This is a genomic window from Microcoleus sp. Pol1C5 (assembly GCF_036701115.1).
Classification (GTDB): Bacteria; Cyanobacteriota; Cyanobacteriia; order Cyanobacteriales; family Microcoleaceae; genus Microcoleus.
In genome coordinates this window covers 81,643-102,286 of record NZ_JAUBQE010000002.1, presented here as the reverse complement: position 1 = coordinate 102,286, position 20,644 = coordinate 81,643, and the positions used below count along the sequence as shown (strand labels likewise).

Here is a 20,644-nt window from a genome sequence, read left to right as displayed (position 1 = left end):
AATTTCAACTGGTTCGGAGTTCCTTCTTCCTGCTGAATCATGCTAAACCGCGAATTAGTACGCGCTGCTTTTGCAAAACCTCAGAGTACAGCTTTTCCAACTCAGTAATATTCTGACTGAGAGTGTATCGCTCCATCGCCCGTTGGCGTGCTTTTTGACCAAGCAGCATTCCCAACTCAGGATGATCGCAAAACAGCGGCAGCAAGGTTTGCAACTGACTCCGTACCCGCTGAGTATTCAAAACTATCCCCGCACCTTCCTCCAAGGCCTCGCCGTCAGCACCGGCATCGGTTGCCAAACAAGCTAAACCGCAGGCCATCGCTTCCAGCAGCGACAGCGACAGTCCCTCCACCAAAGAAGGCAAAATAAATACGTCTGCACCCCGCAGAATTTCGATCCGGCGTTCCTCCTCGGCGACAAATCCGAGCCACACAATGCCATCATCTTCGCCGTAAAACAGTTGCAGCGAGGCGGCTAGGGGCCCGTCGCCTACGATCGCCAATACGTTCCCAGGGCCAAAATTGCACTGTTTCCATGCCTTGAGCAAAGCCTCGACATTTTTCTCCTGGGCAATGCGGCCTTGGTAAACAAAAATTCGATTGGCCTTTAATTCCGACTTCAACCCCGAAGGGCCTGGAGAATATTTAACAGCATCCACGCCGTTGGGAATCACAGCCACCCGTTCCTGTGGCACTCCCAACTTCACCAATATATCTCGCTGAATCTGAGAAAAAACGATCGTCGAGTCGTAGTTCGCCAAAAACGGAGCGTAAAGTTGATACATCAGGTGTTGGGTTCCCGATGTCAAATTCCGCAATTTGCGATCGAACGGCGGGTGAAAAGTCGCCACCAGAGGCAAATTCAATTCTTGACAAATTTCCGGCAGCAGAAAGTCTAGAGGCGAAAGCGTCAGGGAAGCGTGAACCACATCGGGTTTGAGCCGCCGCAGAGATTTCATCAGCACTGTGCGGGACTTGAGAGTGGGAATCGTATAAATTTGCGACTTGTAGTGACAGGGTAAAGAAACTTCGTTGCAACTAGCGGGCGATAGCGAATTGGTATATGAGGTTTGAGCAATTCCCTTGCCCCATGAACCATTTGCCATGTTCCACCCCGTATTGTTCCTGTCTAGTGGGCCCGCTTCTTGGGCAAAGTGCAGGAAACTGACCTGGTATCCCCGGTCTAATAGTGCGTTTGTGACTTCCCTGGAGTAAGTGACGTTACCGCAAAAAGGTGATTTTTTTCCTAGCCAAGCGATGTGCATTCCAGTAAATCAGAGTTTGTTATTTATTTAGATTCGATCGACTTTGCTATTACTGCTACGGAAAATATACCAGGTTAAGACACCCCCAGCCATCGCTAATCCTGCTAAACCCAAAAATACTGTCGGCAAACCCAGAAATGTTTCCGCTACCCCGGCCAAAGCCAACGGTAAACTCAAAGCGATATTAGTGGCATTGTTTTGGAGCCCGAAGACTTTTCCCCGCATTTCTTCTGGGGTTTCTGCTTGAATAGTAGTCTGCATCGGCACTCCCACCAAAGAAGCAAATAAACCCAACAGAGTAATGAACAGCACCGAGAGCCACAAATGGTGTGTAAATGCAGAAAGGCCCATCAAAGCAAGTGCCATGCCGATCGATCCGATTAAACTCAGTTGGGAGTGAGAAAATTTATGGCCGAGATAGCCGACTGTCGTCGCCCCACCCGCCATTCCGACGCCCACCGCCGCCAGCAAAAAGCCAAATTGTGATGCTTTCATACCGGGGAGGATTTCTGCCAGCCGAACTGCTAGAACTGCCAAGGCTGCAAAAATGGAAAATAGAATAATTAGTTGAATTAAAGCATTGCGGACTTTCGGTTGATCGTTGATGTAACGCAGGCCGTCTTGCAAATCTGCTAAGGGGTGCGGCGGTTCGTGTTCGACTTCGTTTTTTTCGCCTGTTTTCATCGACAGCAACAGCACTCCGGCGAAGGCGTAACTTCCCCCTACTACTAATTCTTTGCCGATGCCGAGTCCGCCGCCGATGTTGGAAAATAGGGTGTCGGCTAAAGCTAGTAAGGGTTCTCCGACTGCAAAGCCAATAATCACCGAACCCATCATGGTTGTGGTGTAGAGCGAGTTTGCCGATAGCAGGTGGCGGCGTTCCACAATTAGGGGAATCACTGACTGTTCTGCTGGGGCAAAAAATTGAGTTAGAGTCGATACTAGGAATGTCACTAGCAGCAGCAAGCAGAATCCGAGCGGCAGTTGACCGAGTTCCCACCCGTCAGAGAGCCACAGCAGCACGGGCAATGTTAAAACAAAGCCTCCCCGCAGGAGGTTTGTGGCTACGAGCACTGCTTTTTTCGACCACCGATCGACATACACGCCTGCTGCAGCCCCGAACAGCACTGCGGGAATGGTAAAGGCGATCATGATTGCCGATACCCACCTGCTGATGGTTTGATCTGGCGCTTGAAAGCGGCTGGCTACGAGGGCGATCGTCAGTACGAGATAAACTTTATCTGCTAGTTGGGAAAAAACTTGCCCGCTCCACAATGCTAGAAAATTTGGGTTTTTAAGCACTGGCAGAAATCCCGTTTCTTTTTCGGGAGTTTCGGCTAATGCTTCCGAGTCTTCTGCTGCTGGCTCTGGTGTGGGAACCAGGGGGATTTCTTCGGGTTGTGGGCTATTGCCGTTGGTTGACTCTGTTTTGGGAGTTGTGGGGTATTTATCCATTTCTGGGTCTGGGACGTTGCTCCATTGTCGATCGGCGGAGACGGGATAAGAGTCAAAATCTGGAAAATTTTCTCGTTCTTCCATCTTGTGGTGGGTCACAGCTAACACAGATATTCTCAAATCAGAATCGGACAGTCGCATCATAGGATTTGGGGTGGATGGCCTGGGATGGTGGAGATTGGGGGGATGGGAATTTGAAATTGAGGTGTTAACCCCTAAGTTTATTAATAATCTCGTAACTTTATCTCTATCTATTATCTGATGTCGCAACAACCTTGAGAATTTACCTGAAATGGCCGGCTGGTTCGGGTATCCGGCAGGCTGGGGGTGCGATGTACGATCGCCCGTTCACCTATTTAAATCAACACTCAAAATTTAAAACTCAAAACTCTCTAGGTAGGTGTCGATCGAGCTTCCCGATCTAATCGTGCAACCTAAATGATACTGGGCATATTGTCGCAAAATATTTTCTACTGATACCCACGTTGTTCGATCGGCAATCCCCTCTCCTAGTTCTGGACTAGCCAACTGTTGCAGCGCTGCTAATTCCTTAGCATTGATCTCAAAATTTGTCAAGTGCTTGCTGCCATTCGTTTGCCGGGAACGGGAGGCGGATTTGTACAAGCTACCGATTTCTGAAGAGAGTTCTGCCTCTAGGTTAGCTAGCTCGGGCAAGCTGAAGGTTCCCCCAGAGGGTATACTAAACCCGGTTTGCCAGTTCGGATCGGTGAAATTTGGGATGAGTGGCCCTCTGGTGGCGCAGCAAACTTGGACTTGGGGCGCGAGGCCGGCTAAGGCTAGTAGGTGAAAAATGCCGTGGCTGAGGTGGGCGACAAGCACGGCGGCGGATTCGATTTCTGTGCGATCGGACAAACGCTCCAAACGGCTCAAATGTTCGCCCAGCAACCAAAAAAGTTCTTCTTGGGGTTCGTCGGAAAGGGCGCTGGCGATCGCTAATTCGGCCAGATATTGCGCGGCGGAGAGTTTTCCGAGGTTGCGGCTCAAACCCGGATGGGATTGTACCGTGTCGGCTTGGGTAATTTTGTCGAGCGATCGGCCTTTGGCAATTAGCAATTCGTTAACGACAAATAATTCGCTTCTACCGCCAATGGTCGATCGTTGTTTGCGAACACCCGGTGCTACGGCTCGAATTAAGCCGAATTCCCGCGTCAAAATTGTCAGCACTCGATCGGATTCGCCGATGGGCGCACTCTTGAGATTGATTCCAGTTGCTTTGTAAGTTCGAGTCACTCGATTTTAGATTTGAGATTTTAGATTTACTACAATACTTCGGACAGTTTCATTGTCCTCGTTGGTCGATCGACCTGAAACAGTCATTCTACTGTTGGCAATCAAAAACTGTCCGAAGTATTGTTACTAGACAGTAGCAAAAACAGTCCAGCAGGCAGAACTTTTAGTTGTAGGGCCCGTAAGGGCGCACCAATTCCCCATTAGCCATGACCAATTAGGCCTTGCTAATAACTAATAACTAATGACTAATGACTTTTATCTAAATTATCGCGCTGGCGGAGTAATTCCGGACCGCGGGAAGTCCCCAAACGAGTTGCCCCAGCTACTACCAAATCTAGAGCTTGTTCATGAGTACGAATTCCGCCGGCCGCTTTAATCCCAATCCGTCCCTTCGTAACTTCCTTTAGCAGTCGCACATCGTCAACTTTTGCCGGACCAAAAAAGCCTGTGTTGGTTTTGATGTAAGCTACACCAGCTTCCATACAAATCTCAGCCGCTAATTGTTTTTCAGGATCGGAAAGGAGCGAACTTTCGATAATTGCTTTGATGGTGAGATTAGTTTCTTCGCAAATTTGGGCTAATTCCCGGTGGAATTCGTCGATTCTTCCAGCTTTCAACAATCCTAAGTTAACGGAGACATCTAACTCTACTGCTCCATTATCTGCAGCTTCTAGAGCTTCGTAAATTTTCACCGTTGAAGTCGAAGCACCGGTGGGAAAACCTATAACTGTACAGACTTTGGGACGTTTGCCGTGCAGCAGCTCAACGGCTTGTCTGACATAGGCGGGATACACGCAAACTGTGACAAACCCAAATCTCTCTGCTTGTTGACAACAGTATTCTACTTGCTCTGGCGTAGCGGTGGGGTCGATCAGGCCGTAGTCGATCAAGGGGGCAATATCGATGTCTGCCTGGTTTGCAGCCATTGCTGTTTTTTCTCCGAAGTAACTACTTCCTTATTATGTAGGGAATTTACCAATCTTCGACCGAAAGCAGCCCGGGTACAACCCCTCTGAATTCATCCGTGAGGTAGCTTTCTCCAATTCTCCAATCGATTGACTTTACTCCGGCCCCGACTGAGTACCTGAGTACAAATACTCGATGTGCAGGTACCAACTCTGGTAGGAATTGGTTTACCAATTAACCTCAAACAAATAATATTTATGTATCTGCCTTTAGATACATTTTCCCTCTTTCTTTAGGTATACTTTGTTAAAAAGAGTTGCGGTAGAGCCTGCGCCAGCTACGCTATGGCAGAGCCTGGTAGCGTCTACTGTTTTTACTCTTAGTAGTGCTTTAAAAACATAAAAGCCAGTGCCAAGCATGAATCATTTAGAACTCGAACAAGAAATTGGGAAAATGGCTATAGCGATGATGAGTCGCAATAGTTTAATTGGTAAAGATTTGATTGCGGATCTCAGAGGGCGGCTGTCTGTTGACAGTTTAGCTGCTTTGATGATTGTCAGTATGGAGCGTTTGATTTGGTCTGACTGCGAGTCCGTGATCTGGAGTTTGAGTTATTTGATTCCTGCTGACGTGATGGAAGAAATTCGCCGGATTACTGCGGTGGTTGTCTGCCAGCGGTTGATGGGCAAGGGTTTTGTGCTGGGGAAAGATTTTAGTATTGATGGAAGAGGCCAGTTGATGTTGAGTGAGAATGCTAAAACAGCGGTTGTGGTTGCTTGAATTGGGCAAGCAGAAGTTGAATCTATTAGCACTATGAGATTTGCAGTTGGACTTTGGGCGCTCTAGCACTCTTTGTGTGACTGCAAACCTAATTTGGGATGCGGTAATAGTGGGGTGATTCAGCAGGCTGATTTGAGATTCGCAGCAGCTTCAATAAGCGATGAGTGCGGTTAGCTAAAAGAGCTTTTTACGAGAGGAAAATAGTTAGTTTCGACAGCAAATTGTTGAGGTTGTTACTGGTCCTGTCTACGGGCAATCGCTATGTATCAAATGTTTCAGATTTTTAGTGGAATTACAGTTTTACTGCAGCTATGGTTTCATGTAGAATCATCCCTAAGATAGATACAAAATATTATGAACTTAATTCAAAACTTGGAAGCGGCTTGGTATTACCATCTGGGTTCGCGCCACCTCGAAGCTAACGATGATCATGGTGCTCTGGCAAACTTTAACAGAGCTTTGAAGTTGCAATCAGATCATTATAAGGCTTGGTTCGGTCGAGGTATGGCTCTAGGGAAATTAGAACGGCACTTAGAGGCGCTGAAGAGTTTTGATGAGGCCTTGGCGGTGGAGCCGAATGCGAGCTTTGGCTGGCACAACCGGGCTATTGCTTTAGGAAAGTTGGGCCGCTGGTTGGAGGCTCTCAACAGTTTTGATCGGGCTCTGGAGTTCAGTCCGTGTGCGGCGAGTATTTGGCACAACCGGGGACTGACACTGATCGATATGGGGCTTTACGAGAAGGCGGTTCTGAGTTTCGATCGCTCTTTAAATTTATACCCGGAGGCTGCTTGGGCGTGGTACAACCGAGGTAATGCCTTGTTGGAACTCAAGCTTTACTATCAGGCGCTCAACAGTTTTGACCGGGCGATCGAGTTTAACCCAGACGACGCAAAGGCTTGGTACAATCGCGGTATAGCTGCTAACTCTATGGGACTTTACAAACAAGCAGTGGCTAGTTTTAGCCGATCGATCACTCTACAACCGGGCAGAGCCGAAGCTGTGGGCGAACGGAGAGTTGCTTTAGAGAAATTAGTAGGTTTAAATCAGAGAAATGCCAAGTTTACTCCCACATCTGAGCGTCCCTTTGAAGATTATTTAATTTGGTACAACCGGGGTGTGGAATTGGCGCGAAAAGGCTGCTACTCTGAGGCGATTGCTTGCTACGAAACAGTCTTAGAAATAAATCCTGATTTTGCTAACGCTTTTTACAATAAAGCTTGCTGTTATGCGCTACTGGGATTTGCTGATTTGGCCCTTGACAATTTGCAGCGGGCTGTTGAGTTGATCCCTAATTTATACCGAGAGCTAGCTTTAGCTGACTCGGATTTAAGCTGCATTTGGAAACAAGAACGTTTTGAAGCGCTAATCCAAGGTTGATTTTACAAAAAAAATAGCTCGCCAATGGGGCGAGCTATTTTTTTTGTGGCGCAAATTCGATCGCCCTCAAGAGTATTTGTGCAATCTTTGCTATTGCACAGAAACTCGGATCGAGGGCTTGACTGGCCTCTTGGCAACTACGATTACCCGGTAGATGCCGGACTCGGGAAGTTGAGCAAAAGTTTGACCTTCACCTTGATCTAGGAGTTGTCCCGACGGAGATTCGATCGCCAGATCTAGATTTTTGTTGCTAGCTGTCACCCTGATAGTTTGTCCCTGTTTGCCTTGAACCGTGAGGGGCTGGATTTGGTAGCCGGACATTTTGAGTTTGACTGTGGCTTGTTTTTCCCTGAAGGCTATGGGAATTGCGCGATCGGGCCTATAAGTCCACTTAGCGTTAAAATCGCGTCCGAGTACAAAGCTGGTGGTTTCACCTTTCGGGGTAACTCGCACGCGGTAGATGCCTGACTCTGGCAACTGGCCAACCCACTGATTGTCTGATTTTTCAATAACCCCCATATTTTCACCATTGGGACTGTACAGTTCGGCTGTCAGTTGTCCCGCCCACAGGGAGAGAGTGAGTTCTCGCCCTTTGATGCCTTCAAAAATATAGGTGGTGGGTTGGTTGATGGTTTCTCGGATTTCCGAGGTTGACATTCGCTCGATCGGTTCGAGGTTGGGAACTGATTCAGAGGTAACAGGTTTGTTAAGGGTTTCTGTAATTTCCGAGGCAGCCATCAGCTCGCTCGGCGCAATTTTGGGGGCTACTGGGCTGGCAAATACTGATTTTGCCGTCATCATGAGTAGCATTCCAGTCAGTAAAATTAGTTTTTTCATGTCGCACTTCCGAGGGGGGTAAGGAATTGTATATGGTTACTTGTGTTTGCCTGTTTTCACCGGATTAAATCGGGCGATCGCACAGAGGCTACAGGAGCATATAGGATACACGTAAATATCCCGTACTTGCACAAAACCTGCGGGTAGCAAGTTGGCAGTGCGGGAGCTAAGTAGTAGCCTTAGTTTGTCGGGGCATTTTAATGATACTCCTTACACATAATATCATCAAAGAATATTAGTAATTTGGTGGAGGAAAATTCAAGCTTTTTCCGAGGATCTTGCTAAAAAAAATGCCCCCACCCAAAAAATGCGGTGTCGGGGATTCAGGCTCTGCCTTGCTACTAGAAAGCGGCTAGCACCCTCACGGGGTGACAGCCCCTAGTCTTACTTTATTTTTGACGATCGACTAATTATTTAGGGCGCTGCAAACCCCACCTTACCATATTTGTAGCGTGTTAAACTATTTTTTTCGTAAGTTTTGAACCTGTTTTTTTAGAGGGCGGATTTAGTTAGAATATCTGATGAAAACGAGTTAATCATGGCAAAATCCGCCCTCCCACACGAGGTTAATTTGTACTACGAACCAGCCAGGATTTTTAGGTAAGCTTGTACTGTGTTCGACAACCCCATTTCTAGCGCTTCCGCAATTAAAGCATGACCAATTGATACTTCGAGGATATCAGGAATAGAGCAAAATTTAGCTAAGTTTTGCAAATTTAAATCATGTCCGGCATTCACTCCCAAACCTGCTGCTTGGGCGGCTTGAGCGGCTAAAACATATTGTTGGAAAACAAGTTCTACTCTACCTTCGCGAAAAGCACTCGCGTAGGGTTCCGTGTACAATTCTACTCTATCTGCTCCAACTTCTTTTGCTAGCGGCATGAGAGCAGCATCTGCGTCCATAAATAAGCTGACTCTGATGCCATTGTCTTTTAATTTTTCAATGATTGGTAAGAGGCGATCGCGATTTTCGGGAATATTCCAACCGCTATCGGATGTTAGCACGTCGGGAGCGTCCGGGACTAAGGTACACTGAGCCGGTTTTACGTCGCAAACTATATCCATAAATGGTGGTTGAAACGGATTTCCTTCGATGTTGAACTCAACGGTTAGCATTTTAGCTAATTCGTAAACATCGGCAGCTTTGATGTGTCTTTCGTCTGGGCGGGGATGGACGGTAACGCCGTGAGCTCCGGCAGCAATTACTGTTTTTGCGGCTTCGGTAACGCTGGGGATGCCGATGTTTCGAGAGTTTCTGAGGAGGGCGATTCTGTTGATGTTGACGCTGAGTTTTGTCACGGGATGTTACTCTTTAAGGTTGATGCTACTATATTAATCGCTTTCGGTACTAAACTTTGAGCCTATTGCGGTAGTGTTGGGGTTTTATCCAAGTACAAATTAGCTTCCGCAAGCGGTAAACTTTCTGCAAAAAAAGCCTCAGCTATTTGCTGTTTTGCTGCCAAATCTTCAATGTTAGCAATGCAGAAAAGCGGTGCGACGCGATCGACTATTTCGGGCGGAAAATCTCGGCTAAAATATTTGAGTTCAAAGTCGTATCTGTGGGGACGGTAAATCATTCCCAACAATTCGACTAAGGGTAGAAGCGTCCAATTGTGATAGTTGCCGATCGCATCTACTAAATGTCCGCGATAAATCTCTTTTTTTACCAGAGGTTGCAGCAAATCAAAAAGGATTTTAATCTCGTTGAATCGGGTTTGCATTTGGGATAAATGCTGGTTTTTATCCAAAAGAGGCGGTACAATTAGATTTGCTTTGTCAAAGGCGATCGGGACTTGTCCGTGTCTCTCTCTTTCCAGAAAATCGTTGCGGCTGCTGCGCCGGAAAACGGCAAAATCAATTAGCAAAAACGGCGGGGTTTCTTTGAGCCTCCAGAAGCACTGCGACTGACCGTGCCAAGCGGGCTCGGGAACTCGATATTTCAGTTCAATTTCGCCAATTTCTGCGAGGGCTTTTTCAACAATATCAAATGTTTCTTCCACGCAGTTATCTTCAACCACAACCGCAATATCGAGGTCTGACCACTCGTCGGTGTATCCGTGGGCTGCTGAACCTCCTTGCCACAAAGCGAGAACAAAATCTAAAGGTTGTAAGGTAGAAACAATCTTTTCGAGAATGATTTGTCTCATGGAATCAAGCTATACTGTTTGTTTTCCCTGGCTTGCACAAGTTTAACAAACGATCGCGTGTTGAGATTGCTCCGCGACGGTTCTCCGAGGAGTTGCTAATGCTTCCGGTTGTGCACTGCTGCCAAAAATTACACTGGAAGCTGCAAGGGAAAGTGGCAATCTTTGGGAAAGTGCGATCGCCCGCGATTGAAAATCAATCTTAAATTGTCAGAATCAGAAACTTGTCCGCTGTCCGGTAACATGAGAAAGGATTAATTTTTAACAGCGCGGCATGGCTACTATTTGGGAACTCGACTTTTACAGCCGTCCAATCATAGACGAGCGAGAGAAAAAAAAATGGGAAGTGTTGATCTGCGAAAGCCCGCTGAATGTAGGCGACAAAGCCGAATCTCTGTTTCGCTACTCGCAATTCTGCTCCAGTTCTACCGTGAATTCCCTGTGGCTGGCGGGTGCAATTAAAGAGGCGATCGCCGCAGCACCGAAACGACCCGAAAAAATCCGCTTTTTCCGCCGCCAAATGGCGAACATGATTACCAAAGCCTGCGAGGATTTGGACATTCCCGCAGCCTGCAGCCGCCGCACCCTCGCCCTCAGCCTGTGGCTGGAAGAACGGATGCAAGACGTTTATCCTGCAGAACCGGGCTATCAACCGGTTGTGAACCCAAGTGTTCAATTTATACCCGAAACGCCAGTTGCGCTGCCGGATGCTTTAATCGGCGAAAAATGGGCGTTTGTGAGTTTGCCGATCGCAGCTTTTGACGAAATGTCCGAGTGGGATATCGGATTTGGCGAAGCTTTCGGCCTGCCGATGACACGCCTCGCCCCAGAAACGCAAATTCCGGGACTAATTATCTACTCGTCGAGAGCAACAGCTTTGGCAGGTTGGATGTCGGGGTTGGAGTTGGCTTTTCTGAAATTTGAGAGCGGCCCACCTGCTAGGCTGGTATTAGATACGGGAGCTAACGATCGCTGGATTTTAGCTAATCTCAGAGACGCAGCAACTGAGAGAGAAGCGAAAGGATTTGAAGCCGCTAAAAAGCAAGCAAAAAAAGTACATTTCTTAGCAATTCAGTCGAATCCCGAATCGGAATCTTTTGCAGGATTTTGGCTGCTGCACGAACTAACTATTTAGTCGATCGCTTGGCAATAACTGATATCGGGCAGCATTCTCAATCAGATTTAAGCAACCGGGTTTTTTCAGGAAAAATCTCGGCTTAGAGATCTGAACCGCAGCAAAAAAGTCGGTTTCTAACCGCAGCCAAAAACAGATACCTTCCCACGTACTCCTGTCGTGGAGATATCAAGATTTTAGATTCAAGTTCAAGTTCCCAGATTCACCTGTGGAGTAAATCTAAAAGCTAAAATCGACGCTAAGCGGTTGGCAAGATGCAAACAATCACAAATGCGTACAATATTGCGATCGCGCATTCTACCCGTTTCCCCAAAGAATCTAAATGTAGGCTCGTACTCCAAACCCATATCCAGTAAGTCCTTGCCAATTCTTTAATCGAAAATCGAAAATCGAAAATCGAAAATGGTATTACCATCGCCCATTACCAACCACCGAGAACAATGACCAATCAGCAATCAGCAGAACAACTGTTAGAACTAGCCACCAAAGCAGGTGCAGAAGCTGCTGAGGTATTGGAATCGCAATCGCTCTCACGGCCGGTCTTTTTTGAAGCAAACCGCCTCAAACAGCTAGAAACCGCCCAAGCAGAAGGCATTGCACTGCGGCTGTGGCGGGATGGGCGGCCGGGTTTGGCGGTGGCCTACGGGCCTGTGGAACTACAAATTTTGGTGGACAGGGCGATCGCGCTTTCGCAACTTAACGAACCGGAAACCATCGAACTCGGCACCGGTGAGAAAGTTGTTTATCCCGATCTCGGAGTGTCAGTGTCGGCCGAACAGCTAGTAAACTGGGGCAAAGAGGCGATCGCGATCGTCCGCGAAGCCTATCCAGAAAGCCTCTGCACCGCCGAACTCGACTGCGAAATCGAGAGCACCCGCTTGGTGAACACCAAAGGCTTGGATTCGAGTCACACCGACACCACCCTCAGCGGTTACTTATCAGCAGAATTAGTGCGGGGCGAAGATTTCCTCAACATTTGGGAAGGCGAAACCGAACGCGGTACTCTCGACTTAAACACCAGCGCCAAGCGGGTTTTGCAGCGTTTAGAATGGGCGAAAGACAATGTAGCCCCCCCCACGGGCCGCGTGCCGGTGCTATTTACAGCCAAAGCAGCCGATTTACTGTGGGGGACTGTGTGTGCCGCGTTGAACGGCAAACAGGTACTCGAAGGCGCTTCGCCTTGGAACGATCGATTAGGCCAACAAGTGACATCGCCACTTGTCACCCTCTCGCAGCAGCCGGATATCGGGCCCTATAGCTGTCCTTTTGACGACGAAGGTACTCCCACTCGGGCGATCGTCTTTATCAACAGCGGAGTGTTGCAGCTATTTTATACCGATCGCACCACCGGTCGAGCCTTGGGTAGCGGTACCACCGGCAACGGATTTCGCCCGGGTTTAGGCAGCTATCCGACACCGAGTTTGTTCAATGTTTTGATTAAACCAGGTTCGCTTTCGCTAATCGATTTAATCGCTCAATTAGACGACGGAATTGTAGTAGATCAAATGCTTGGCGGCAGTGCCGGAATTTCCGGCGATTTTTCAATTAATGTCGATCTCGGCTACCGAGTCAAAAAAGGTCAAATAGTCGGCAGAATAAAAGACACAATGGTAGCTGGCAACGTCTACAGCGTCCTCAAACAATTAGTAGAATTGGGAGGAGACTCTGAGTGGAACGGTTCTTGCCACACACCGTCTGTAATTGTAGAGGGATTGTCCGTCATCGGCAAGAATTAAAGGCCGTTGGCAATTGTTAGTTGTTAGTAGTCATCAATCATCAGTTAACAGTCAACAGTCACCAATTCCCAATTCCCAATTCCCAATTCCCAATTCCCACTTCCCACACATAATATGCGTATTTGTTTTATCGGCGATTCTTTTGTAAACGGTACTTGCGATCCAAAATGTCTCGGTTGGACAGGACGGATTTGCGCTGCCGCTTGCGGACAAGGACACGATATTACCTACTACAATTTAGGAATAAGGGGAGAAACCAGTGCCGATATAGAAACTCGTTGGTTCAATGAAATTTCTGCCCGCTTACCTCACTACGCCGACGGCAGAATAGTATTTTCTTTTGGTGTCAACGACACTTACCTAGAAAACGAAAAAATTCGCATAGAAGTTGAGAAATCAATTGAAAATGCCCGCTCTATTCTCACGTCAGCCCAAAATATATTTCCAGTATTAATGGTAGGGCCACCGCCAGTTATCGATGCCGATCGCACAAAGCGGATTGCCAACTTATCCGAACAGTTCTCCCAAGTCTGCAACGAGTTAAATGTGCCTTATCTAGATGTTTGCACCCCGCTGCAAAACTCGGAAATTTGGCATAAAGAACTTACCGAAAATGACGTTTCCCATCCCCGTGCGGCCGGTTACGCTGAATTGGCTAAAATAGTTCACAATTGGGACGGTTGGAAAGCGTGGTTTAAAAATATCAATATATCAGATCAAGAGACAGTAACGCTGTTCCGAGCCGTCGGCAAAAAAGAAATGGAACTGATTAAAGAAAGCGATTTTATGGCATTTCCGCCACGCTTATCCTTTCAGCCTACTTTTTATCCCGTAGTTCACAAAGCCTATGCCATACAAATCGCGCGAGATTGGAATACAAGAGATGCAGCATCGGGATATTTCGGCTATGCCACGCGCTTTCGGGTGGCAGCAGAATTCTTAAAAAAATATCCGGTTCAAAATGTGGGCAGTTCGATTCACCAAGAATATTGGATTCCGGCAGAAGAATTGAGCGAATTCAATCAAAATATTGTGGGAAAAATTGAAATTTTTGCTGAATATCAACCCTAAACTAGGAGCGAAGTATGCTGGAATTCAATCAATTTCAAGTGGTAAGTTTTGACTGCTACGGTACTCTGATAGATTGGGAAAGAGGGATATTGCCCGCATTGAAACAATTGCTGTCAAATCGGGAAATTGATTTCAGCAATGACGGCATTTTAGAGTTTTTTGCTGCGGTCGAGTCAGAATTAGAAAGTCAGAATCATCCTTATATAAAATATCGGGAAATTTTGCAAGAAATAGTTAAAATTTTCGGTAAAAAATTGGATTTTGCAGCTACAGAAATAGAAATAAACTGTTTGGTTGATTCCGTCAAAAATTGGCAACCATTTCCCGATACCGTTGCAGCGTTGGAAGCACTCAAGCAGAAATACAAACTGGCAGTAATTTCCAATATTGACGATGAGTTGTTTGCTGAGACAGCCAAACACTTAAAAGTTGAATTCGACTGGTTGATTACTGCGGAACAAGTGCGATCGTACAAACCGTCAACTCGCAACTTTGAGATAGCCCTAGAAAGAATGGGAATTTCTACTGACAAACTCCTGCACGTTGCTCAGAGCATCTATCATGATATTGTACCGGCCGCATCCATGGGAATCTCAACGGTTTGGGTAAATCGCAGACACGACAAAACAGGATTTGGGGCGACACTGCCGGCCAGCGGCCAGCCAGACTTGGAAGTACCCGATTTAAAAACATTGGTGGAAATAATAGGGTAAACAACCGCAGAGTAACGCAAATTAGTAAAATTAATCTGCGTTAATTTTGGTACACCTCCGGTTAAAAATTAGTTATATTTTGCCAAGTCGAACGATTTTTCGCTAAAGTGCGATCGAGCAGACAATTATCAGGCCATCTACGCTATTTATGCCGTACATTACTATCCCTAAACAACTTAGGGAACCTTCTAGGGTCATCGAGTCTCAACTGTTTTTACGACCGAAACGCCTCGCTATTTTTGAAGCTTGTCTGATCGGTTTAATTTCAGGGCTGGCTGGGGTTTTGCTCAAATCAGGAGTAGGATGGCTCGGCAGTTGGCGAGTTGCTACCTCGACATTAATTCCAGCTTGGATCTTGCTTCCGGCTGTCGGTTTATTTGGCGGGTTGCTGACAGGTTTCTTGGTGGAGCGTTTTGCTCCCGAAACTGCCGGCAGCGGCATTCCTCACGTCAAAGCTGCTCTGGGCGGCGTCAATCTTGCCTTAGATTTGCGAGTAGCTGTCGCCAAACTTCTGACCACTATTTTAGCAGTTGGTTCCGGTTTAACTTTAGGAAGGCAAGGCCCCACTGTGCAAATAGGAGCCTCTTTGGCCGGCTGGATAGGTCACTTAATGCCTACTTCCCCAGACTACCGCCGACAATTGATTGCTTGCGGTGCTGCTGCGGGATTGGCTGCGGGTTTCAATGCTCCGATTGCAGGAGTTTTGTTTGTAGTTGAAGAACTGCTGCATGACGTTTCGGGATTGACTTTAGGGACTGCCATTATCGCTTCATTTATCGGTGCAGTTGTCTCGCAGCTTTTGGGCGGCGATAGTTTAAGTTTGAACCTTCGCGAGTACCAAACCAGTTTTGATGCTCAGGAAATCCCGTTCTACATACTATTAGGAGTTTTAGCAGGATTGCTGGGAGCTTTGTTCACCAAAGGGATTATTGCTAGCTTGCAATTTAACAGGCGATCGCTCAAATTAGCCTTACCAATGCGAATTGCTATAGCTGGCGTAATCTGCGGTTCAGTAATAGGTTTTCTCCCAGAAACTTTCCGCGATAATACGGGTTTACGGGAGTTTATGCTGACCGGCGAAGCAAGCGGGATAACGAGTTTAATTGCTTTTGTAGCTCACTTTTTTCTGACAATTATTTCCGCTGCTTCTGGAGCTCCGGGAGGATTATTTTCCCCTGCCCTAGTTATGGGTTCTGCACTCGGTCACATTGTGGGAATTGTGCAGGCAGATTCCCTGGGCGTTGGTTTGCCAGTAACTTACGCTTTGGCGGGAATGGGAGCGTTTTTTTGCGCAGTTTCTAGGGCGCCGATTACTGCGGTAGTGATTGTGTTTGAAATTACGGCGGATTTCAAATTAGTGCTGCCTTTGATGATCTGTTCTGTAGTTGCTTATTTGGTGGCGGAAAAGGTGGACAGTGGCTCTTTGTACGATCGCCTTTTGGAGTTTAACGGCATTCAACTGACAAAAGCAAAAGCTGCCAGCAATACTTTGAGCGACTTGCATGCAGATGACGTGATGCAGCGCCGAGTTGAAACTCTTTCGAGTCTGCTGACTTTCGATGAAGTGATCCAGGCATTTTCGCGATCGCACCACCGAGGATTTCCAGTCGTTGAAGATGGCAAATTAGTCGGAATTGTCAGTCAAACCGATTTGGCAAAAGCCAGCGAGTGCAATTTGTCCGGCAACTCGCTGCTCAAAGAATTTATGACTGTACAGCCGATCGCAGTCAAAGCAAGCGATACTTTAAGCGAGGTATTGTACAGGCTTAACAACTACAATATCAGCCGCTTACCAGTCGTAGAAGGCCGGCGTTTGGTGGGAATTATTACCCGCAGCGACATTATCCGAGTTGAATCCGATCGCCTCAGCGGAGAAACAACCCAAGGCCCGCATCCAGAACCTTCCTATGTTGTCTATCAAACCAGAGCTCCGCAAGTGGGAAACGGCCGCTTATTAGTGCCGCTTTCCAACCCCCAAACAGCACCCGCTTTGCTGCGGCTGGCGGCGGCGATCGCGCGCGATCGCAATTACGAATTAGAATGCCTGCAAATCATCTTAGTACCGCGCAACAGTTCCCCCTCAGAAAGCGCAGTGCGGACAACCAAAAGTCGCCGCCTGCTACAACAAGCCGAGCGAATAATTCGCAATTTGAACTTGCCAGTACACACCCAAATACGGGTAGCTCACGACGTGCCTAACGCGATTTTGGAGACAATTAAGGAGCGACATATCGATTTGATTTTGATGGGCTGGCAAGGCGAATTATCCACAAAAGAACGCATTTTTGGCGATGTGGTCGATACCGTAATTCGGCAAGCCGGCTGCGAGGTTATTTTGGTTAAATGGAGCGAAAAACTATTAACAACACGCAAGAAAAATGAGTTTTCTGCCACTTTCAGCGGGCGGAAATATGCGTCTATAGAATGGGAGTTAAATCCCGAAGGAGTTGACGGTGCAGATAATCCCGCATTGGCGAGCTCCTCAGATTCATCCGCGACTCCTGAGAGTGAACTTTCCCAGCCGAATTCAGACATTCCAGGGCCAGAATTGGGACTGCACACGCTGATGGGTTTGCACCGTTGGTTGGTGCCTATTCGCGGCGGTTACAAGCAAGCTGCGGCTTTGCGGCTGCTACCTGCTTTGGTGGCTGCGAGTGCTGTACCGGAGATTAAATTGTGTCAGGTTCATCAGCCTTCTGTTGCAGAACCCGATCGCGGAGAATTAAAGCAAGCGGCGGAGTTTATCAAGCGCCGGGTTAGCTGTTCGATAATAGCGACTTCGGTGTGCGCTAAATCGGTTTCTGATGCTTTAATTGATTTGGCTCAGAACGATCAGTGCGATGCGATCGTCCTGGGAGCGAGCCGTGAAGGGCTGCTGAAGCAGGTGATTCACGGGAACATCCCGGAAGCTGTGGCGCGCGGGTGCGACTGTACAGTCATTTTAGTGCGATCGGCCTCTTAGCAAATTCATACCATTTTAGTCTTGTTTCCAGACAGACGTCCTAAATAATTAAACTTTAAATAATTATGGGTTAGAGCTAGATATTTTTCCTAACGCAGAGGCGTTTTCCTTAATTCCATTCCAATTCCCTAAAGAAGTCTCCATGCCTTTTTCCGCTTGTCCTTCACAACCGCTAAATTCTCGCTTTCCTTTTATTTTTAACACTCAATTGCTTAGTAAGTGATGTATAATAATGCAAAGCAAAAAGCAGGTTAATTACAAAAAACAGCAAAGTTAAAACAAATGTAAAAAAAGACGTAAATGACAGCCGGGAAGTCATCGTAAACATCGCCAAAATGATTGAGCAAAGCCCAAAACCGGCAGCAAAAGAACTTAAAAGCAGCAACCGTACCTTAGACATAGTTTAATTTAAAGATTATCAGTAAAATGCACTCTTGGCAGCTACAGAGGAGTGCCAAATGATACTTATTACTATATAGCGGAATTGCTCAGTTCCGCCAAGGGCAAAACGACTGCTTTCCTAAAAAGGTTTGAATTATACAGAAAAATACAGCCCGCCCTCTTGTAAACTCCTGTTGCTCGACTTAATATAAATCAAAGGAATTCCCCAGCCTCCGCGAGCATTCCACCTTTCGCCGTACAGTCACCGCAGCCGCAATCCCGCTGACAGCAAAGTATTCGCTTCCAAAACCGCGCTTTCCCTCGGATTCCAAACATTGCCAAAATCCACAAACGGCGTCACCTGCAAAACTCCTTGTGTGTCGTCGCTGCGCTTGCATCGGATACCGCAACTCGCCTGAATAAAAAATCCCGCTATCGGCAAGCATTGCATCCTGACGGTAGCCCCGCAATGTGTCTGAGCCTCCTCTACCGAATGGTTCGATCGCCAAAAGCTCTGCCTCAGCCAATTTCACATTACCGCCTGCAGCAGCGTCTCAGGAGCCAACCACCGCACGTACTGCAATTGACCCCCGCCAAGTCAAAAATTGACTGTCTGAGCTGCTGCTGCTCACCGTAGCGACAAATGTTACCATTCCCAGAGTGAACTGCGATCGCGTCGCCAAGACATCTCTCCCCTTTGAGTAAAATCCTGGAACAGCCTCAGCACCGCAACCGGATATCTACCCCGATTATCTGCTTCCGGCAACAGTGGAAAATCCTTTCCCAGCAAAGATCTATCGCTTTCTCGACTGTAGGTACCGATATCGGGCGCGATTTCTCTTCTGGGATTTTGCACGATCGGCTCGCGGTAAATCAACTGCCAACTACTTCAAATCGATCAACTTTTATCGTACCCGGAATCTTAGCAATTCTGCAGGCTGTGCCGGCGCCGCAACAGCAGGCGGCAAAAGCTGTGTGGCTGAAGGCAAGGGCTTTGGTGGCGCGGGTTATGGGAGAGGAGCCGGATTTGGCAGTCGCGGGTTAGGAATCGGAAATTCGTGTCTCTTTTCTCCTCGGTTCGGCAATTGAGGGAGAGTTTCTGCAGGATCACTTTGGGTCGATTGATCGAATTCCGGGATGCTATTTTCTTGCTCTTTACTGCCTCTATCTAATTCTGAACCCGAGTATAAATCACGAAGCCGATCGCGATCGTCTGCTGTTTCTTGATTTAGTTTTAATTGAGACAGTAAATTATCCTGTAAAATGGGCGCTTGCACCCCTGAGTCGGTAGCAACCATCGACTCGCTAACACTTAGAGCTGATAGCAGTGCGGGGCAAATAGCTGCAATTGAGAAACCAAGTGCTAATGCCTTGAAAAACTTGATTTTACAAAAGCCTCTAGAAAATTGCACGGGCATGACAGATTAGGCATATTTGATAGTTATTTACACTTACGCTCGGGCGCGGCCAGCGCAATTGCAAGGAATAAAATTACTATATCACTTTAGAAAAAGTTTATTTATTAAGTCAATATAAAGATAGTTGACAGCCGTCCTATTTTGTGTATAAAACTAAAACCACTCCGACCTCCCAAGCTAGCCGTCTTGCAAGGAATAAAATTACTCTATCACTTTTTAAACACTTAATTCCTTAAGTCAATATAAAGATGGTTGACAATAACCATATTTTGTGCATTCAAAAATGACTAAAAAAAACTCCGACCTCCCAAGCTAGCTCTGTAGGTCGGCGGAGCATTCTATCAAACCTGCGATCTGAGAAATAGGTAAATTTTGATACAGATTACTACATTTTATTGAGCTGCGATCGCAATTCTTCCAACTCAGCGTCAATCACCGGGCTCGACTCCGAGCTACTAGCTGCTGCCGTTTTACCCGCTGCCGGCAATTGACCTTGAGACACAGAACCCCCGGTCAGTTGAGCTTTCATCTGAGCCAACTCGTCGTCAACATCACCGCCGCTTTCGAGCAAGCGGAACTGTTCCTCTAAATTGCTGCCGCCGGCCGCCAATTCTGCCGAAGCTCCCGCGCGAGCTTCAATCTGCAAAACTTTTTCTTCCATGCGATCGAAAGCTGCCATTGAACTGCCAGTATTCAATGTGCCAATGGTATTGTTGAGCTGTTCCTGAGCTTTAGCAGCGGATATCCTCGCCTTGAGCATATCCTTCTTAGTCTTAGCTTCGGAAATTTTGCTCTCCAAACCGATCAAGTTGCGCTTGAGACTTTCCACCTGAGCCGATTGCTGATCCAGACTGGCTTTCAGCGTAGCCGCCGTTTCAGCGTGAGACTTTTTGCGAACTAGCGCTTCCCGGGCCAAAGTCTCGTCTCCTTTTTGCAGGGCTAGCTGAGCGCGCTGCTGCCACTGGTTAGACTGAGATTCAGCTTGATTGTACTGAGTCTGGGTGCGCTTTTGAGTAGCGATCGCGCTGGCAACGGCCTGACGCAACTGCACCAAGTCTTCCTGCATATCCGTAACGGACTGTTCTAAAATCTTTTCCGGGTCTTCAGCTTTGTTGACCAGATCGTTAAGATTGGCTTTGACGACTCGGCTAATGCGGTCAAATAATCCCATAATGCTATTTTTCCTGGGTGAGGTGTACGAAGTAGGCGGAAAG

General features: G+C 47.2%; 18 protein-coding genes. 8 read left to right on the top strand and 10 right to left on the bottom strand.

All coding sequences use genetic code 11. The features are described from left to right. Nucleotides 1-37 precede the first annotated feature (37 nt). The 4 genes from QUA23_RS01460 to deoC all read right to left on the bottom strand — a co-directional run bounded on the left by QUA23_RS01460 (nt 38) and on the right by deoC (nt 4,896). Nucleotides 38-1,264: a glycosyltransferase family 4 protein gene (locus QUA23_RS01460; protein WP_333076521.1), complete on the bottom strand. Its 1,227-nt coding sequence runs from the start codon at nt 1,262-1,264 to the stop codon at nt 38-40. 27 nt (nt 1,265-1,291) lie between these two features. Beyond that, entirely contained in the window at nt 1,292-2,863 is a 1,572-nt protein-coding gene (locus tag QUA23_RS01455; RefSeq protein ID WP_333076520.1) for an MFS transporter, read from the bottom strand. A gap of 231 nt (nt 2,864-3,094) precedes the next feature. Beyond that, nucleotides 3,095-3,970: a DNA repair protein RecO gene (gene recO, locus QUA23_RS01450; RefSeq protein WP_333069823.1), complete on the bottom strand. Its 876-nt coding sequence runs from the start codon at nt 3,968-3,970 to the stop codon at nt 3,095-3,097. A 245-nt stretch (nt 3,971-4,215) separates the two neighbouring features. Next, nucleotides 4,216-4,896 (bottom strand): deoxyribose-phosphate aldolase, encoded by a 681-nt coding sequence (gene deoC, locus QUA23_RS01445; protein ID WP_333076519.1) that lies wholly within the window; start codon nt 4,894-4,896, stop codon nt 4,216-4,218. Between the two features lie 397 nt (nt 4,897-5,293). Between deoC and QUA23_RS01440 the strand changes: the two genes are divergently transcribed. Both QUA23_RS01440 and QUA23_RS01435 read left to right on the top strand, forming a co-directional pair. Further along, nucleotides 5,294-5,656, top strand: coding sequence for a hypothetical protein (locus QUA23_RS01440; protein ID WP_333076518.1), 363 nt, complete (start codon nt 5,294-5,296; stop codon nt 5,654-5,656). 354 nt (nt 5,657-6,010) lie between these two features. Beyond that, nucleotides 6,011-7,033 carry a tetratricopeptide repeat protein gene (locus QUA23_RS01435; RefSeq protein ID WP_333076517.1) on the top strand — a complete coding sequence of 341 codons (1,023 nt, stop codon included), beginning with the start codon at nt 6,011-6,013 and terminating at the stop codon, nt 7,031-7,033. A gap of 90 nt (nt 7,034-7,123) precedes the next feature. On the opposite strand, the gene QUA23_RS01430 is transcribed toward QUA23_RS01435, so the two are convergent. The 3 genes from QUA23_RS01430 to QUA23_RS01420 form a co-directional block, all read right to left on the bottom strand. Then, a complete protein-coding gene (locus QUA23_RS01430) occupies nt 7,124-7,870 on the bottom strand; it encodes a hypothetical protein (RefSeq protein ID WP_333076516.1) in 747 nt (248 codons plus the stop codon). Between the two features lie 576 nt (nt 7,871-8,446). Then, the gene (locus tag QUA23_RS01425; protein WP_333076515.1) at nt 8,447-9,169 is read right to left on the bottom strand and encodes a pyridoxine 5'-phosphate synthase; all 723 of its coding nucleotides are present in this window, start codon (nt 9,167-9,169) and stop codon (nt 8,447-8,449) included. A 62-nt stretch (nt 9,170-9,231) separates the two neighbouring features. Further along, complete coding sequence (locus QUA23_RS01420) at nt 9,232-10,017, bottom strand: nucleotidyltransferase domain-containing protein (RefSeq protein ID WP_333076514.1); 786 nt, start codon at nt 10,015-10,017, stop codon at nt 9,232-9,234. A 271-nt stretch (nt 10,018-10,288) separates the two neighbouring features. Between QUA23_RS01420 and QUA23_RS01415 the strand changes: the two genes are divergently transcribed. The 5 genes from QUA23_RS01415 to QUA23_RS01395 all read left to right on the top strand — a co-directional run bounded on the left by QUA23_RS01415 (nt 10,289) and on the right by QUA23_RS01395 (nt 17,631). Continuing rightward, entirely contained in the window at nt 10,289-11,149 is an 861-nt protein-coding gene (locus tag QUA23_RS01415; RefSeq protein ID WP_333076513.1) for a Tab2/Atab2 family RNA-binding protein, read from the top strand. Nucleotides 11,150-11,589: 440 nt separating this feature from the next. After that, the gene (locus QUA23_RS01410; protein ID WP_333069835.1) at nt 11,590-12,885 is read left to right on the top strand and encodes a TldD/PmbA family protein; all 1,296 of its coding nucleotides are present in this window, start codon (nt 11,590-11,592) and stop codon (nt 12,883-12,885) included. Between the two features lie 114 nt (nt 12,886-12,999). Beyond that, the gene (locus QUA23_RS01405) at nt 13,000-13,956 is read left to right on the top strand and encodes a GDSL-type esterase/lipase family protein (RefSeq protein WP_333076512.1); all 957 of its coding nucleotides are present in this window, start codon (nt 13,000-13,002) and stop codon (nt 13,954-13,956) included. A gap of 14 nt (nt 13,957-13,970) precedes the next feature. Beyond that, on the top strand, nt 13,971-14,669 hold the full coding sequence (locus tag QUA23_RS01400) for a haloacid dehalogenase type II (protein ID WP_333076511.1): 699 nt from the start codon (nt 13,971-13,973) through the stop codon (nt 14,667-14,669). A 148-nt stretch (nt 14,670-14,817) separates the two neighbouring features. Then, on the top strand, nt 14,818-17,631 hold the full coding sequence (locus QUA23_RS01395) for a chloride channel protein (protein WP_333076510.1): 2,814 nt from the start codon (nt 14,818-14,820) through the stop codon (nt 17,629-17,631). A gap of 584 nt (nt 17,632-18,215) precedes the next feature. Here QUA23_RS01395 and QUA23_RS01390 read toward each other — a convergent pair. Then, a complete protein-coding gene (locus tag QUA23_RS01390) occupies nt 18,216-18,545 on the bottom strand; it encodes a ShlB/FhaC/HecB family hemolysin secretion/activation protein (protein ID WP_333076509.1) in 330 nt (109 codons plus the stop codon). A gap of 164 nt (nt 18,546-18,709) precedes the next feature. Here QUA23_RS01390 and QUA23_RS01385 point away from each other — a divergent pair, with 164 nt between their 5' ends. Then, nucleotides 18,710-19,057, top strand: coding sequence for a hypothetical protein (locus QUA23_RS01385; RefSeq protein WP_333076508.1), 348 nt, complete (start codon nt 18,710-18,712; stop codon nt 19,055-19,057). Here the strand turns inward: QUA23_RS01385 and QUA23_RS01380 are convergent. Beyond that, nucleotides 19,020-19,310, bottom strand: coding sequence for a hypothetical protein (locus tag QUA23_RS01380; protein WP_333076507.1), 291 nt, complete (start codon nt 19,308-19,310; stop codon nt 19,020-19,022). The two genes, QUA23_RS01385 and QUA23_RS01380, sit on opposite strands and share 38 nt — an antisense overlap. 505 nt (nt 19,311-19,815) lie before the next feature. Further along, nucleotides 19,816-20,601: a PspA/IM30 family protein gene (locus QUA23_RS01375; protein WP_006635936.1), complete on the bottom strand. Its 786-nt coding sequence runs from the start codon at nt 20,599-20,601 to the stop codon at nt 19,816-19,818. Nucleotides 20,602-20,644: the final 43 nt, after the last annotated feature.